The sequence below is a fragment of the Streptomyces pilosus genome (assembly GCF_014649835.1).
GTDB classification, from domain to species: Bacteria; Actinomycetota; Actinomycetes; order Streptomycetales; family Streptomycetaceae; genus Streptomyces; species Streptomyces pilosus.
On sequence record NZ_BMTU01000010.1, the window covers coordinates 206707 to 221817 of the forward strand.

General features: G+C 74.6%; 12 protein-coding genes and 1 pseudogene. 5 read left to right on the plus strand and 8 right to left on the minus strand.

Annotation, left to right across the window (positions count from 1 at the left end; genetic code table 11):
• Positions 1-109 precede the first annotated feature (109 nt).
• Positions 110-292 (minus strand): hypothetical protein, encoded by a 183-nt coding sequence (locus IE118_RS23960; protein ID WP_189560149.1) that lies wholly within the window; start codon positions 290-292, stop codon positions 110-112.
• Between the two features lie 212 nt (positions 293-504).
• Here IE118_RS23960 and IE118_RS23965 point away from each other — a divergent pair, with 212 nt between their 5' ends.
• Positions 505-810, plus strand: coding sequence for a hypothetical protein (locus IE118_RS23965; protein WP_189560084.1), 306 nt, complete (start codon positions 505-507; stop codon positions 808-810).
• Positions 803-1399: pseudogene (locus IE118_RS23970) on the plus strand (MMPL family transporter); the annotation flags it as partial. The gene IE118_RS23965 and the pseudogene IE118_RS23970, both read left to right, overlap by 8 nt.
• An 88-nt stretch (positions 1400-1487) precedes the next feature.
• On the opposite strand, the gene IE118_RS23975 reads toward IE118_RS23970, so the two are convergent.
• Positions 1488-3542 (minus strand): DUF1996 domain-containing protein, encoded by a 2055-nt coding sequence (locus IE118_RS23975; RefSeq protein ID WP_189560150.1) that lies wholly within the window; start codon positions 3540-3542, stop codon positions 1488-1490.
• 436 nt (positions 3543-3978) lie between these two features.
• Entirely contained in the window at positions 3979-4611 is a 633-nt protein-coding gene (locus IE118_RS23980) for a GNAT family N-acetyltransferase (RefSeq protein WP_189560085.1), read from the minus strand.
• 114 nt (positions 4612-4725) lie between these two features.
• Between IE118_RS23980 and IE118_RS23985 the strand changes: the two genes are divergently transcribed.
• Positions 4726-5811, plus strand: a complete 1086-nt coding sequence (locus tag IE118_RS23985) for a YihY/virulence factor BrkB family protein (protein ID WP_189560086.1) — start codon at positions 4726-4728, stop codon at positions 5809-5811.
• A 59-nt stretch (positions 5812-5870) separates the two neighbouring features.
• Here IE118_RS23985 and IE118_RS23990 read toward each other — a convergent pair whose 3' ends face one another.
• The gene (locus IE118_RS23990; RefSeq protein ID WP_189560087.1) at positions 5871-6323 is read right to left on the minus strand and encodes a flavodoxin family protein; all 453 of its coding nucleotides are present in this window, start codon (positions 6321-6323) and stop codon (positions 5871-5873) included.
• Between the two features lie 109 nt (positions 6324-6432).
• Here IE118_RS23990 and IE118_RS23995 point away from each other — a divergent pair, with 109 nt between their 5' ends.
• On the plus strand, positions 6433-7104 hold the full coding sequence (locus IE118_RS23995; protein WP_189560088.1) for a class I SAM-dependent methyltransferase: 672 nt from the start codon (positions 6433-6435) through the stop codon (positions 7102-7104).
• 32 nt (positions 7105-7136) lie between these two features.
• On the opposite strand, the gene IE118_RS24000 is transcribed toward IE118_RS23995, so the two are convergent.
• From IE118_RS24000 to IE118_RS24015, 4 genes are all read right to left on the minus strand, one after another.
• On the minus strand, positions 7137-7736 hold the full coding sequence (locus IE118_RS24000) for an Rv1733c family protein (RefSeq protein WP_189560089.1): 600 nt from the start codon (positions 7734-7736) through the stop codon (positions 7137-7139).
• Between the two features lie 144 nt (positions 7737-7880).
• The gene (locus IE118_RS24005; protein WP_189560090.1) at positions 7881-8954 is read right to left on the minus strand and encodes a zinc-dependent alcohol dehydrogenase family protein; all 1074 of its coding nucleotides are present in this window, start codon (positions 8952-8954) and stop codon (positions 7881-7883) included.
• Between the two features lie 295 nt (positions 8955-9249).
• Positions 9250-13575, minus strand: a complete 4326-nt coding sequence (locus IE118_RS24010; protein WP_189560091.1) for a cation-translocating P-type ATPase — start codon at positions 13573-13575, stop codon at positions 9250-9252.
• Between the two features lie 20 nt (positions 13576-13595).
• Entirely contained in the window at positions 13596-14183 is a 588-nt protein-coding gene (locus IE118_RS24015) for a hypothetical protein (RefSeq protein ID WP_373298327.1), read from the minus strand.
• A gap of 213 nt (positions 14184-14396) precedes the next feature.
• Here IE118_RS24015 and IE118_RS24020 point away from each other — a divergent pair, with 213 nt between their 5' ends.
• A complete protein-coding gene (locus IE118_RS24020) occupies positions 14397-15092 on the plus strand; it encodes a nucleotidyltransferase family protein (protein WP_189560092.1) in 696 nt (231 codons plus the stop codon).
• The last annotated feature ends 19 nt before the right edge of the window (positions 15093-15111 follow it).

Sequence of the window (15111 nt, forward strand, 5' to 3'; positions counted from 1 at the left end):
GTCCCGCGCGGCACCGTCGGGGGCCTCACGGTGCCGTCGGGGCGCTGTCGCCGTACCGGAGGCCCGTCCCGTCAGGCCATCGGTGCGCGCCCGGTGTGCCGGAGCGGCCTCACAGGCAGTAGCGGACCAGCCACTCGTCCGGGTTGTAGGCGTCGCGGGCCGGGTCGGGGTCGGTGGCCGGGCGCTCCTCCACCATGTCCTGCGGCCTGACCGGCTCCGGGAGACGCCCGAAGCGGGCCTGCCGCACGGCTGCCGCCGCGTCCCCGGTCTCGTGGTCCTCGTGCGTGCGCACCGTCGTCCCCTGGTCCACGGCATCTCCCCTCGGCGGCCGTCCGGTGCGTCCCCTCGGACGGCACCGCAGCCTGTCCGCCCAGTGTCACACACCGGCGCCGGCCCGGGACGTCCGCCGTCATACCTGTGACCGGGCCGGGATGCCGGGCCGGTACGGCCCGCCTGTAATGAAGGAGCGCCGGGAAGGGCTCGGCCGGGCGGAGGAGAACGTCCATGCCTTCGAGACCCAGGACGACGCAGACGCCGACGGGGCCGGGAGCGGGCGGCCTGCGGCGGCTGGGCGAGTGGTGCGCGCGGCACTTCGTGGTCGTGATCGTGGCCTGGCTGGTGGCCCTGGTGGCCCTGCAGGCCGCCGGCCGCTCGGCCGGCGGAACCTACTCCGACAACTTCACGCTGCCGGACGCGCAGTCCCAGCAGGGCGTCGAGGTCCTCCAGCGGCACGATCCGCAGGCGGGGGGCTACAGCAGCCAGGTCGTCGTCCAGGACGACCAGCGGCAGCTGAAGGACCTGGACAGCTGACGGGGTACAGGGGGCGGCCGTCGTCACCCCGCTCACGGCCACCCAGGACGGCGACGTGCTGGTCGGCACCGTGTACTCGACGGCCTCCCCGCAGAGCGCGACGACTGCCGCTGATCATCGCGGTGGTGGTGGCGCTGGCGTTCCTGATCATCCTGGCGGTGTTCCGCGGGCTGCTGGTCGCCGTCAAGGCCGCGGTCCTCAACGTCCTGTCGTCTTCGGCCTCAGCATGGACTACGAGATCTTCCTGCTCTCCCGCGTCCACGAGGCCTACAAGCGCACGGGGGACGCCGAGGCGTCGGTCGCCCACGCCCTGGAGATCACCGCGCGGGTCATCACCTGCGCCGCGCTGATCATGGTGAGCGTGTTCGCGGCCTTCGTCGTCAGTGACGACGTCGTGGTCAAGATGCTCGGGCTGGGCCTGGCGGTCAGCGTCCTCATCGACGCCACCGTCGTACGGCTGCTGATGGTGCCGGCGGTCATGACCCTGCTGGGCCGGCACGCGTGGTGGACGCCGCGGTGGCTGGACCGGATCATGCCCCACATCGACGCGGAGGGACGGGAGGCGGTCCCGGACCGCTCCCCGTCGTGACGGACACCGCGGACGGAGCACCGGGGACGCACGAGGCGGCAGGACCCGCGCGGGGTCCTGCCGCCGTGTACGTCGTGCCGCTGAGGGATCAGGCGTTGCGCCGCACGCTCCGCAGGACGAAGAAGCCGAAGATCACCAGCACACCGCCGAGCGCGGCCGGCCAGAGCTGCGCCCCGGTCTCGGCCAGGCTGCCGCCCTGGGCCTGGGTTCCGGTCCGGTTCCCGTCCTCCAGCTCCGGGAGGCTGCCGGGCACCTCGGCGGCCTGCGCCGCCTGGCCGCCGTCGTCCTTGCCGTCCTTGCCGCCCTGGTCACCGGCACCGGCGTCCGCGGCCGGGGTCGAGGCCTTGACACCCGGCTGCTCGGTGGCACCACCCGCGGGCTGCTCGGTGGCCGGGGTGTCGGCCGGGGCCTCGGACGGCTGTTCCTGGCCGCCGTCACCCTTGTCCGCGCCGTCGCCCTTGTCCGCGCCGCCGTCCTGGTTGCCGCCACCGTCCTGGTTGCCGCCGTCGTCCTGGTTGCCGCCGTCACCGGGCTTGTCACCGCCGTTGCCCTGGTCGCCGTCGCCGCCGCCCTGGCCCGGGTCGTCGGGCGTGGCCGTGGGCTCTTCCGGCTGCTGGGGCTCCTCGCCCTGATCGCCGCCGCCGTTGCCGCCGTCGTCACCGCCGCCGTTGCCGCCGTCACCACCGGCTCCCGCACCACAGGTGCGGCCCTCGTTGATGCAGGCGACCATCTCGTTCATCAGGTCCTCGTCGAAGACGTTGATGAAGTCGCCGTGGTCCGTGATCGGCTTGTGCAGCTGCTCCGGGAAGGAGTCCACGGCGAACAGCGGCGTGGTCTTCCCGCCGTCGTCCAGGCTCGGCGCTTCGACGTCGTAGACGATGCGCTGCACCAGCTGCGGCACGGGCTTGAAACCGGACGGGCAGTTGCCCTGGGCGTCCGCGAACGCCATGTGCGTGCGGTGGTTGGCGCTGTCGGTGTTGCGGCCGTCCCAGCAGCTCTGGAAGTCGAAGGTGCGCACCACGTCGCTGCCCTGCGGGCACAGCGGGTACTTGTCCGTCAGCTGCCGGTCCTCGAAGCCGGTGCAGCTCCAGGACGCGTTGGCGTTGCCGGGGCCGTTGACGAACGACTTGGCGTCACCGGTGATGATGCGCAGCAGCCGCGGCATGGCGGTGACCTCGCCCTGCGGGTTGCCCACGAAGGTCAGGGTGACCTCCTTGGGCGTGACGATCTCACCCACGTTGCCCTCGATGCCACCGCCCGGCGCGTTGGCGTCCTGCTCCTGGACGCCGTTCTGCAGGCGCAGCACCGGCCAGTAGTACGACGACCTGTCGCTCTGGTCCACGCAGCTCGTGTCCGCCTTGGCCAGGTCCTCGTCGCTGGAGAAGGCGTTGGTGGCCTGGTTGCCGATGTAGTCGTGGAAGTGGTGGGCGCCGTTGCTGACACCCGGGGCGGCGATCACGTTGTCCGAGTTGAACACGCCGTTCTCGTTGACGCCGCACTCGCTGGTGAAGGTGCCGCGGGAGGCGTCGGCCGTCTGCTGCGGCCGGGAGACGTTGGGCTGGACGCTGTTGATGTCGACGTAGTCGCCGGCGACCGGCCCGTTCCCGGCCTGACCGCCGTTGCCGCCCTGGCCCTGGTCACCCTGGCCCTGGTCCTGGTCACCCTGGTCCTGGTCCTGGCCGCCCTGCTCCTGGCCCTCTTCCCCGCCACCGGCCTGTTCGCCCTGCTCGCCGTTCCCGCCCTCCTGTCCGGCGTCCGGCTCCGCGGGGGCGTTGCCGGACTCGCGCACGGCACAGGCGGCGAGTTCATCGAGGCCCTCTGGCCGGTCGCCCACCCGGTCGATGGCGGTGGCGATACGGGCGAGGGTCGCGGAGCGCTTCTCCTTCAGCGGTCCCGCGATCGCGTTGTCGGCGAAGCCCGGGTCCGTTCGGAGAGCGTCGGCGGACTCCCCGAGCCGCTTGTAGGCGTCGGCGATCTGCGCGTCCAGGGCGGCGAGTTCCTTGTCCACCTCCGGCCGCGCCTGTTCGGGCACCGAGGTCAGCCGGGTGGCCACGTCCGGGCAGTCGATCGTGGCGCCGGAGAGGACCTGCGCGTCACCCGCGCCGCCCTCTTCCGTCGCGGAAGCGTAGACGTTGGCCGCCATCATCCCGCCTCCGCCCAGGATCAGGGCGAATGCGGCGAGCGTCGCGCGCTGTTTGGGGCGTCTGCGTGTGTTGCGTGCCAAGACAGTACTCCTACGCTGTGTTGCGGGGGGTCGGCATGGGATTCCCACGCCCCATACGCAGACGGGCCGTCCTGTGTTCAACGGCCCCACGACTTCTTCCCCGAATCTCAGGGAACGCGGTCCCCGTCACCCTCGAAGTCCCCACCGAAGTCGGCTTGCCAGGTGGGTACTTCAGGGTTTGAGCTGCGAAGTCTGCTCTACTGGAACGAAGTTCACGCCACTGCCCGTGGTCGCGGGACGCCGGATCGACCACGTGGGGTCGTGGGTACGGGAGCACGTCACGGCCTGCACCCTCGGGAGCGCTCGGCGGGCCGTTGAGCGTTCGACGTCCTTCGGCGAAGGCCGGCTCCACCGCTCAGAGCCGGTCGAGGTCCCCCGTCGACCGCCCGAGGCAGACCACCGAATCGTCCAGCGGGGCGGCGATCTCCTCGAAGCCCATGCGGTCGTAGAAGGCCCGCGCGGGCGTGTTGGCCCTGACCATGACGAGATGGACGGACGGCACTCCCCCGTCCCGCAGCGCGGCGAGGAAGGTCCGCATCAACCGCCGGCCGTGGCCCCGGCCCTGCCACTCGGGCAGCAGGTCGATGTGCAGATGGGCCGGCCACGCGGCCAGTTCGGGGACGACCATGCGCTCGGGGTGGTGGAGCAGCCAGGCGATCTCCTCGTCCGGTGTCCGCGGGGGCCCGGACGGCTCCGGGTGGCGGTCGGCGACCAGCGGGAGCCACTCGGTCCGGAAGGCACGGGCGAAGCGGGCCGTGTCGGCGGTGCCGACCACGTAACCGACCGCCCTGCCCGCCCCGTCGTCCAGCACGAAGGCCAGTTCGGGCTCCAGGTGGGCGTAGGGGGCCGCGAAGGTGGCGGGGAAGACGGCGGGGTCGCGGTAGTGGGGCCGGCTGTCCCCTCCGATGTGCGCGGTGCGGACGCAGACGTCGTCGAGGGCGGGCCGGTCCTCGCGGCGGTACGGACGGATGCTGGGCGACTCGGTCATGCAGGCATCCTGCACTCTTGGGAGCGCTCCCACAAGCCCGGCGGACGGGCCGTCCGTCGTGGTCGGGGGCGTGTTCTGGGGCGTGATCTCGCGGTCGCGGGTTACCCGGGTGCCATGAGGCTGCATATCCCGGGGCGGAACGACAAACAGGCCCCCGACGACGCGACGGACGCGCCCCGTCCGGACGACGGGGCACGGAGCGGTGAGCAGGAGGGCCCCGGGCCGAGCGATCAGGTGGAGCGGGCGGCGCCGGACTCCCCCACCAAGCTGCCGAAGGGGGCGTGGGGCGCGGCACTCAAGGGCAGTCTGCGCGAGTTCAAGGACGACGAGCTCACCGACCGGGCCGCGGCGCTGACGTACTACGGTGTGCTGTCCCTGTTCCCGGCGCTGCTGGCCCTGGTGTCGATCCTGGGCCTCACCGGCAAATCGACCACCGACAAGGTGGTCGACAACCTCCAGGAACTCACCGCCCCCGGCGCGGCCCGCGACATCATGACGCAGGCGGTGGAGCAACTGCAGGGCCGGGCCGGCATCGGCTCGATCGTGGCGATCGTGAGTCTGCTGCTGGCCATCTGGTCGGCCTCGGGCTACGTGGCGGCGTTCATGAGGTCGTCGAACGCGGTCTACGACATGCCCGAGGGACGCCCGGTCTGGAAGGTGCTGCCGGTACGGGTCGGGGTGACGGTCGCCCTGATGCTGATGGCCGTGATCAGCGCGCTGATCGTGGTGTTCACCGGCGGGCTCGCCCGGCAGGCCGGTGATCTGCTGGGGCTGGGCGACACCGCGCTGACCGTGTGGTCGATCGCCAAGTGGCCGGTGCTGGTCGTGCTGGTCACCATGATGATCGCGCTGCTGTACTGGGCGGCCCCGAACGCCAAGGTCAGGGGCTTCAGGTGGATCACTCCGGGCAGTTTCCTGGCCCTGGTGATCTGGCTGGTCGCCTCCGCCGGGTTCGCCCTCTACGTCGCCAACTTCGGCTCGTACAACAAGACGTACGGCACGATGGCGGGTGTCATCGTGTTCCTGATCTGGCTGTGGATCTCCAACCTGGCCATTCTGCTGGGGCTGGAGTTCGACGCGGAGATCGCCCGGCAGCGGGCCATCGCCGGAGGGCACCCGCCGGAGGCGGAGCCGTACACGCAGCCGCGCGACACGCGCGCCTGGGACGAGCAGGACCGCAGGCGGGTGGACGACGCCTGACGCGACCGGCCGGCCTCCCCGTGGCCGCCCCGGCACCCGCGGGTGCCGGGGCGGCCCTGTCATTCCGTCAGGCCCGCCGCGAGCGTCGCGCCCAGTTCCCAGCAGCGTTCGACGGCGGCCCTGTCGGGCTCGCCGGTGACCGTGACGGGCTCCGCCGCGCGGCGCCAGCCCAGCCCCCTCGTGATCGACTCGATGCCCCGCAGCGCGCCCGTGACGTCGCTGCCGCCGTGCACGTAGTACCCGAAGGGGCGGCCCCGGGTGGTGTCCAGGCACGGGTAGTACACCTGGTCCAGGAAGTGCTTGAGGGCGCCCGACATGTAACCGAGGTTCGCCGGTGTGCCGAGAAGGTAGCCGTCGGCCTCCAGCACGTCGGTGGGGGTGGCGGACAGGGCGGCCCGCCGCACCACCCGCACGTCCTCGATCTCCGGGGTGGTGGCACCGGCCAGTACCGCTTCGAACATCGCCTGGCAGTTCGGCGAGGGCGTGTGGTGGACGATCAGCAGAGTGGGCACGTCCCGACCTTGCCGTGCCGGTCGCCGCGCCCGCAAGCCGGGGCCGTTGTGAGCCCGGGGCCGCGGGTGGCACGATGCCCGGCATCGGAACGCGGAGACGGGGTGTGTCTTGGTCGACGAAGGTCACGAGGGTCACGAGGGTCACGGGTCACCGGCGGCGGCGGTGTTCGACGCGCTGGGCAGCGAGTACGAGAAGGCGTTCGCCTCGTCGGCGGCCCATCACGCTTCCCTGGGCCGGCTGCTCGAACGGCTGGAGCCCGGCAGCAGGGTGCTGGACGTGGGCAGCGGCACGGGCCGGCCCACGGCCGCCGTGCTCGCCGGCGCCGGACACCGGGTCCTGGGCGTCGACGTGTCACCGGTGATGGTGGAGATCGCCTCGCGGCAGGTTCCCGGGGCCGAGTTCCGGTGCGCGGACGTCCGCGGCATGGCGCTGGAGGACGGCTCCTTCGACGCGGTCTGCGTGTACTTCGCGCTGCTGCAGATGCCCCGGGCGGAACAGTCCGGGCTCGTGCGCCGGCTGGCACGCGCGCTGCGGCCCGGGGGTCTGTTCGTGCTGGCCACCGTGCCGCTGGACGTCGAGGAGTTCGACGGGGTGTTCATGGGGCAGCCCGTGCGGGTCACCAGTTTCGCGGCGGAGGACGTCGTCGCCCTGGTCCGGGAGGCGGGGCTGACGGTGCAGTCGCAGGACAGCGTCATGTTCACCCCGAGCCACCCGGACGCCCGCCCGGAACCCCACCTCTTCCTGCACTGCCGCCGCGAGCCCGCGCGCCCCGTCGGCTGACGGTGGCAGGGGGCGTCACCGGATCCCCGCCGTCAGCCCGTCATCCGTTTCCGCCACGACGGCTCGACCCGCTGCCACTCGGCCTCCCACTCGGCCAGACGCCGCCACTGCAGCCGGGACCGCAGCAGCCATCCGCCGAGCACGACCAGTCCGCCGGTGGCGACGGCGACCGTGGTCCCGGCCATGACGACCTGGAAGCGCGCCTCCGCACCCTCGGGCGGAGCGGAGGCGAGCCGGCCGGCCCGGTCGTTCCACACGGTGACCTCGGTGCCCGCCTTCGTGCCCGCCCCGACCTCCGCCCGGCCGGTACGAACGGCTCCGTCGGGAGCGGTCCACCGCACCTTGGCCCAGACACCGCCGTCGCTGTCCTCCGTCACGGACGCCGGCAGCGCGTGCGCGGCGTCCTCCACGAGGACGGCCGGAACGGGGCGGACGCCCTCACGCCGGTCCTCGATCGACCCGTCCACGACTCCGGCCGCCGTCACGCCGGCGAACGCCCCGACGAGCAGGGCGAGAACGACGGTGGCGAGCAGCACCCAGGCCTCGATCACGTCGCTGCGGCGTCGCAGCGGGTTGCTCCGCCACCGCCACAGCCGCACCCTCCGCGGCCTCGCACCATGCGTCCCGGCCATGGGAGGTCACCTCCTCGCGAGGATGCCTACGGCGCCACCTCTCCAGGGTGGACCCTGGGCACCCGGTCCCGCACGGGGCCGAACGGCCCGCTCCCCGGCGCGTGACGCGGCGGGCGGGCCGGACCGGCCGGGGTCTCCGGTCCCTCAGGGCGTCGGGTGCACGGGCACCACCTCGTGCTGCGGCACGCCCAGCACGACCTTGAGCGCCCCGGTCTCGGCGGCGTTGCCGAAGACGTCGTACGCCTCCTGCATGTGGTCCAGCGGGAAGGTGTGGGTGACCATCCGCCGGGTGGGCAGCCGTCCGGCGGCGGCCATCCGCAGCAGGGCGGGGGTGGAACGGGTGTCGACGAGCCCGGTGGTGATGGTGACGTTCCTGCTCCACAGGTCCTCGAGGTGCAGGGTGGCGGGCGCGCCGTGCACGCCGACGTTGGCGAGGTGGCCGCCGGGGCGCACCATGCGGGCGCACAGTTCGAAGGTCTCCGGTACGCCCACCGCCTCGATGACCACGTCCGCGCCCAGCTCCCCGGTGAGGTCCCCGATCAGCTGCTCGGGGGCCTCGCTCGCGTCGGCCACGGCGTCGGCCCCGAACTCCTTCGCCGCCTGGAGCCGGGATGCGGCCAGGTCCACGGCGACGATACGTTCGGGCGCGAACAGCCGCGCGGTGGCGATCGCGGCGAGTCCGACGGGACCCGCGCCGACCACGGCGACCGTGTCACCGGGGCGGACCCGCCCGTTGAGCACGCCGACCTCGTAGCCGGTGGGGAAGATGTCGGCGAGCAGTACGGCGTCCTCGTTGGCCACGGCCCCGGGCAGCGGGTGCACCGAGAGGTCGGCGTGCGGGACCCGGACGTACTCGGCCTGGGTGCCGTCGACGAGGTGGCCGAGGATCCAGCCGCCGCCGCCCCGGCACTGGCTGTAGCTGGTCACGCGGCAGTAGTCGCAGCGCCCGCAGGCGGAGATGCAGGAGACGAGGACCCGGTCCCCGGGGCGTACCGTGCGGACGTCGGTGCCGGTCTCGACGATCTCCCCGACCGCTTCGTGACCGAGGACGGTTCCCGGACGGACCTCGGGCACGTCGCCCTTGAGGATGTGCAGGTCGGTACCGCAGATGGTGACGGCGTCGACGCGCACGATCACGTCACCGGGGTCCTTGATCTCCGGATCGGGGACCTCTTCCCAGGCGGACTGCCCGGGGCCGTGGAAGACGTAACCCTTCATGCCGATCCACACCCTCTCGCTTCTCGCTTCTCGCTGTGCGGCGGGCTTCGGCGCGGGGTGTGCGCGCCCGCTCGCTGCGGCGGGGCCCGGGTGGGTGCCGGGGCCGCCCCGCACTTCCAGTGTGGGCGCGGGACGGAAGATGCGCTCGGGCCGGAGGGGCGGGGAGGGCGGGGCCGGGTCGGGTGCCGCTGAGCCCTTCTCTCGCGCCCGCACGGCGGAGCCGCACACCGGCACGGCATCGCCCGTCCCCAGGTGTATTGATCACGAGTGTTGTCAACGCTCGTGATCAATACACCTAGGCCACGGGGCGGGCGATGCCGCTGTCCAGGAGATGGCGGGTCCGGGCCGCGGAGGCGGCCAGGTGCCTCAGGAGGCGGGCGGTGAGGTCGTAGAGGCGTCGTACCGCTTCCAGCCGTTCCAGGCGCGGGGCCGCCGCCGACAGGGCGATGGCCAGGCCGATGCCGAGCCAGGCGACGGGGCCGAGCGGGGTGCAGCCGAAGAAGTGGCTGACGCCCGGCGTCTGCACGAGGGCGGCGAGCACCGCCGCCGAGCCGAGGGCCGTCACCCACACCAGGGTGCTGTGGCGGCGGCCGGAGAGGGTCTGCACCAGCTGGGCGCCGACCACTCCGCACAGGGCCATGGTGGTGGAGCGCCGTTCGGTGCCGGGGGTGAGGCGGCCGAACAGGTACGCCGTGACCGCGCCGAGGCACGTGGTCACGCCCCGGCGGCGGATGGAGCGCAGCAGGGGCGCGCCGAGGACGTCCAGCCCCATCGGGCCGGTCTCGGCGTGCGCCGCCGTCGCCGGGTCGTCGCTCGGCGTCACCGCCACCGCCATCGCGGGGAACATGTCGGTGAGCAGGTTGACCAGGAGCAGTTGCCGGGTCGACAGGGGCGAGGACCCGGCGAGGAGGGTCCCCAGCACGCTGAAGCCGACCTCGCCCGCGTTGCCGCCGATGAGGATGCTCACCGCGTCGGCGACGCTGCGCCACAGCGCGCGGCCCTCGCCGACGGCGTCGACCAGGACCGACAGGTCGCCGGTGGTGAGCACGATGTCGGCGGCGTTGCGGGCGGCGGCGGAGCCGCGGGACTCGATGGCGACCCCCACGTCGGCGGCGCGGATCGCGGCGGCGTCGTTGGCGCCGTCACCCGCCATCGCCACCACCCGGCCCGCCTGCTGGAGGGCCTCCACGACGTGGAGCTTCTGCTCGGGTGCGACCCGGGCCACGACCCCGGCACCGTGCAGGGCGCGCACCCGGTCGCTGCGGCCCATGGCGACGAGTTCGTCCCCGGTGACCACGGTGGTGCCCTCCGGCCATCCCAGTTGCACGGCGATGGCACGGGCGGTCTCCGGATGGTCCCCGGTCAGCATGACGGGCAGGATGCCGGCCCGGCGCAGCTCGGTGAGCAGCTCCTGCGAGGTGTCGCGCGGTACGTCCGCCAGGGCGACCAGTCCGGCGAACTCCAGGCCGTCGAGCGGGGCGTCGAGCTCCGCGTCCGCGTCCGGTCCCCGGCAGGGGCGCCGGGCGACGGCCAGGACGCGCAGTCCCTGCCCCGCGAGGGTGTGGGCCGCCCCGGCCGCCGCGTCGGGAAGGTCCCGGCAGGCCGGCAGCACCGTCTCCGGGGCGCCCTTGACGACGAGCGTCCGGCCCGTGCCCGTGCCGCCCTCGCGGCCGACCGCCGCCGCGTAGCCGCGGCTCGCCTCGAAGGCCAGTTCGCCCTCGGCGGTCCAGGTCTCGTCGGGCGGGGCGGCGTCGAGGACCGCCTCGTCGGTGGCGTGCGCGACCCGCCGCCCCCCGGCGGTCTCCTCCTGCGGGCAGGCCCGGGCCGCCAGCCGGACGACGGGCGCGGCTTCGGCGGCTCCCGGGGTGCGGACGCCGCCGTCGGCGGTGGCGACCCCGACCAGGCGGAGCCGGTTCTCGGTGAGGGTGCCGGTCTTGTCGAAGCAGACGGTGTCCACCCGGCCGAGCGCCTCCAGGGTGCGCGGGGTACGCACCAGGACGCCGCGCCGGGACAGCCGGCGGGCGGCGGCCATCTGGGCGACGGTCGCGACCAGCGGCAGGCCCTCGGGAACGGCGGCGACGGCCACGGCGACGCCGCCGCTGACGGCGCGCCGGACGGGGCTGCCGCGCAGCAGGGACAGGCCGGTGACCAGCGCCCCGCCGGTGAGGGTGACGGGCAGGGCTTTACGGGTGATCTCCTGGAGGCGCGCCTGGACACCGGCGGGCGGCGGGGTGCGGGCGGCCAGGGCGACGGCGCGGCCCGCCTCGGTGCGGTCGCCGGTGTCCACCACGAGCGCCTCGGCCCGGCCGGCCACCACGGTGGTGCCCTCGAAGACCATGCAGGTCCGCCGGGGCACGGGCGCGCCCGGGGCGGGTTCGAGGGACTTGGTCACCGGCAGTGACTCGCCGGTGAGCGACGACTCGTCGACCTCCAGCCCGTCCTCGTCCAGCAGTCGCGCGTCCGCGGGGACGACGTCCCCGGCGCCGAGGGTGATCCGGTCCCCTGGCCGCAGCCGGGCGGCGTCCACGGTGACGGTGCCCTCGCGGCCCTCACGGCGGCGCGCCTGGGGCCGCTGCCGGGCGGCCAGCCGGGCCAGCGCCCGTTCGGCGCGCAGCCGCTGCAGTCCCCCCGCCACCGCGTTGATGTCCATCGCGCCGACGACGAGCAGCGCGTCGACGAGCGAGCCGAGCAGCGCCGAGGCGACCGCCCCGGTGGCCAGGACGGGGGTGAGCGGGTCGTCGAGCTCACGGCGTACGGCACCGGCCGCCTGCCAGGTCCAGCGGGCGGGTGCCAGGGCGGGCGTGCGGGAGAGGCGGGCGGCACGCTGCCGGGCCCGGCCGGCGAACAGGGCGAGCCCCTCGGGCTCGGCGTCGGTGCGGGCGCGGCGCAGCAGGTCGCGTGCCTCGTGCGGTTCCAGCGCGTGCCAGGGCACGTGCCAGCGGGGCTCGGGCGGCGCGGCGCGGGCCACCCGTACGGCCTCCGTCCAGCCGGTGAGCAGGGCGGCCGCCGCGGCGATGTTCACCGGGGCGTGCCGGGTGAGCCGCTGCCACAGCCGCCCGCCCGGGGTGCCGCCGCGGGCCACCATGAGCCCGGAGAGGGCGGCGCCCGCCCGGGCCAGGGTCTGGGAGCGGCGGCCGACGCGGCGGGCGGCCGGAATCGCCGTCAGCAGCCGCCACACGTCACCGAGTCCGCCGGGGGCGAGGGCGTCGGCGCCCCAGGCGACCGCCGAGCGGTCGTCGGTGAGGGCGATGGCCACGTCGCCCGCGGTCAGGCCTTCCGCCACGTCGCCGGCACCGTGCGCGGCCACGCGCGCGACGCTCACCACGATGTGCCCGTCGTTCTGCAGCGCCCGTACGACGTCGCCGAACGGCAGGTCGGCGGGGGCCACCTCGTCGGCGAGGCGCGTGATGTCCTTCAGGTCGGAGCCGCCGGTGATCACGACGTGCAGCCCGGCCCGGCGGGCCGCGTCGAGGACGGCCTCGGCGCAGGGGTCGACGGGGTCGTGGAACACGGCGTCGTCGCCGGGCGGCGTGCGGCCGCGCAGGGCGTCCGCGTGCAGGACGAGGGAGTCGGCGATCTCCAGCTGCCACAGCCGCCTGCCGTCGCGGACCAGGACGCCGGTCGCGGCGAGGCGGGCGCCGAGGAGCGCGTCGAAGGCGGCGGGACCGTAGCGCGCCGCCTTGGGGGATCCGGCGAGGACCGCCTCGGCCGCCTCGGCCGTGCTGTGCGTGATGAGGAGGGTGGCGGCGGCCCCCGCCACGCTGCCGGTGCCGGCGTGGGCTGCGTAGGCCTGGGTCGGTGTCACGCGCAGGGGCGGGCGGACGCCGGCGGGCGCGGGCAGGCTGGTGCGCCGCTCGCCGCAGATGTCGTCGTGCTGGGTCTCGAACGCGGCGGCCCGGGCGGTCGCCTCGGCCAGCTGGCCGGTGCGCAGCAGTCCGTCGAGCACGAGCGACACGGGGGACTGTGCGGCGCCGTGCGCGGCGGCGTTGGCGGCGGCGAGGAGGAGTTCCATGCCGCTGTGGCCGAACCGCCGGCCGAGCAGGGCGCGGAAGCGGGGGTTCTCCCGCAGCAGGGTGACGGCGGCGGTGGCGGCCTTGGGGCTGCGGGGCAGGCGCAGCGAACGGCCGGCCAGGGCGCCGGCCACGCCGGCGGCGTCCAGCAGCAGCCCGGCGGCGGCGACGCGTACGTCGCGGGGGTCGCCGGGATGCCCGGTACCGGGCTGTTCCTCGGGGTCCGCGTCCTCGGTCAGTCCGAGACGGGCGGCGAGTTCGACGGCGTGCCCGGTCACGCGGTCACCGGCCGCGTCCGTCACGGCGGTCACGACCAGCCGGGACAGTCCGTCGTCCCAGTACGCGGTCAGCACGTCGGGGTGGTCGAGGAGTTCGGCGGCGGCCCTGCGGGCGAGCGGGGCGACCGCGCCGTCCGGGCTGTGCAGGGCCAGGTGGACGCGGTGTCCGGCCCGCCAGTGCCGGCCGCCGCCGGCGGCGTTGCGGGCGACGTGGCCCAGGCGGCGGGTGGTGTCGTGGACGGAGGTGAGGCTCCGCGCGGTGCCGCGGGCGACTCCCGCGGCGGCGCCGGCGACGGCACCGGCGAGGGGGGCGGGGTCGAGGAGTGTGAGCATGGGGGGTCCGTGTTCCCGGCTCAGCGCGTGCGCCGGTCGTCGCGCGGCGGCGCGGAGCCGGCGGGCGGGGTGTGGTGCGCGGTGGCCGCGGCCACGTGCTTGAGGCCCTCCGCGGTGGCGGTGTCGCCCACCTTGGCGGGTTCCTGGTGCGCGGTGCGGTCGGTACCGCCGTCGCGGTGGCGGGAGGGGGTGAGCCGGTCGCCGGGGCCGGCGGGCGGCTCGGAGCCGGCGGGGCGGGCGGCGCGCGGACGGTCCCGCTCCGGAGCGGCCGCCGGGTCGTCCGTGCCCGTCTCCGCTCCCCCGGGCCGCTGCGCGGAGCGCGGCCGGGTGAGCCAGGCGACGGCGGCGCCGGTCAGCGCCACCGGCCACTCGACCACTCCGGCCACCCCGAGCACGCCCGCTCCGGCGTAGACGGCCATCCGCCGTCCGCGCGGGGACACCGCGCCGATCGTGTCGAGGGCACCGCCGGCCACTTTCTCCACCTGTGCCGCGCCGGGCAGCCGGCGCAGCCCGGAGGCGACCGCCCGGAAGGGCTGCGCGAGATCCGGCGAACGAGACGTGTCCTGGTCCATGGCGACCTCCACGAGCGGGACCCTCTGGGAAACCATCGGTTTGTCTGCCTGGCCCCATAATCGTCCGTAACGGGCCCGAGCGCTTTCCCAGTGCGCCCGAGCCGGTCCTCGCGCGCTCTCCGCCGTCGGCGTGCATCCCGTGTCGGAACGGGCACGCCGGGTACTAGGTGCGGGCAGACAGGGCTGTCCCGGGCGGGGGAGCCGGACACAGCGGCCGTACGGACCGTCCGGCCGGGGAAGGGAGTGGTCATGACGGAGAACGGCGAGGACACCACGCTCGCCCGGCGCCCGGCGGTCCCGGACCTCCGTCTGGCCTCGGACGCCCCGGGCGAGGTGCCGCCGCTCGACGTGCGGCGCGAGGCGCCGGCGCCGGTGGAGGACGAGGTGCCGGACCTGCCCCGTGACCGCAACCAGGCCATCCTGGAGGCGGCCAAGCAGGTCGGCGCGGTGCTCAAGCGGGGCGGGCACCTGTTCGCCCTGGCCGGCAGCGTCGCCGTCCGCGCCCACGGGGGCAGCGGGAACCTGCAGCACGACGTCGACTTCTGCGTCCGTCCGCAGGACGCCGACGCGGTGGCCGCCACGCTCCGCGAGGCGGGACTGACCGTCTACGCCCCTCCCGAGGACTGGCTGATCAAGGCCACCTGTTTCGGGCAGGACGTGGACATCATCTTCGAGCTGGCGCACCGGCCCGTCTCCACCGAGATGCTGGAGCGGGCGCAGGAGCTGCCGGTGGAGTCGGTGCGCATGCCGGTGCTGGCGCCCACCGATCTGCTGTCCGGCCTGGTGTCCGCCTTCTCGGAGCACCACTGCGACTTCGGTGCGGTCCTGCCCATCGCCCGCGCCCTGCGCGAGAAGGTCGACTGGGACCGGGTACGGCGGGAGAGCGGCGACGAGCCGATGCCCGCGGCCTTCTTCTTCCTCCTGGAACGCCTGAACGTCATCTGAACGTCCGCGGAAGGAACCC

Bases quoted from the DNA above. Each gene is read 5' to 3' on its own strand.
- IE118_RS23965 (WP_189560084.1), top strand. From the start codon at position 505: ATGCCTTCGAGACCCAGGACGACGCAGACGCCGACGGGGCCGGGAGCG.
- IE118_RS23975 (WP_189560150.1), bottom strand. From the start codon at position 3,542: ATGGCGGCCAACGTCTACGCTTCCGCGACGGAAGAGGGCGGCGCGGGT.
- IE118_RS23980 (WP_189560085.1), bottom strand. From the start codon at position 4,611: ATGACCGAGTCGCCCAGCATCCGTCCGTACCGCCGCGAGGACCGGCCC.
- IE118_RS23985 (WP_189560086.1), top strand. From the start codon at position 4,726: ATGAGGCTGCATATCCCGGGGCGGAACGACAAACAGGCCCCCGACGAC.
- IE118_RS24000 (WP_189560089.1), bottom strand. From the start codon at position 7,736: ATGGCCGGGACGCATGGTGCGAGGCCGCGGAGGGTGCGGCTGTGGCGG.
- IE118_RS24005 (WP_189560090.1), bottom strand. From the start codon at position 8,954: ATGAAGGGTTACGTCTTCCACGGCCCCGGGCAGTCCGCCTGGGAAGAG.
- IE118_RS24010 (WP_189560091.1), bottom strand. From the start codon at position 13,575: ATGCTCACACTCCTCGACCCCGCCCCCCTCGCCGGTGCCGTCGCCGGC.
- IE118_RS24015 (WP_373298327.1), bottom strand. From the start codon at position 14,183: ATGGTTTCCCAGAGGGTCCCGCTCGTGGAGGTCGCCATGGACCAGGAC.
- IE118_RS24020 (WP_189560092.1), top strand. From the start codon at position 14,397: ATGACGGAGAACGGCGAGGACACCACGCTCGCCCGGCGCCCGGCGGTC.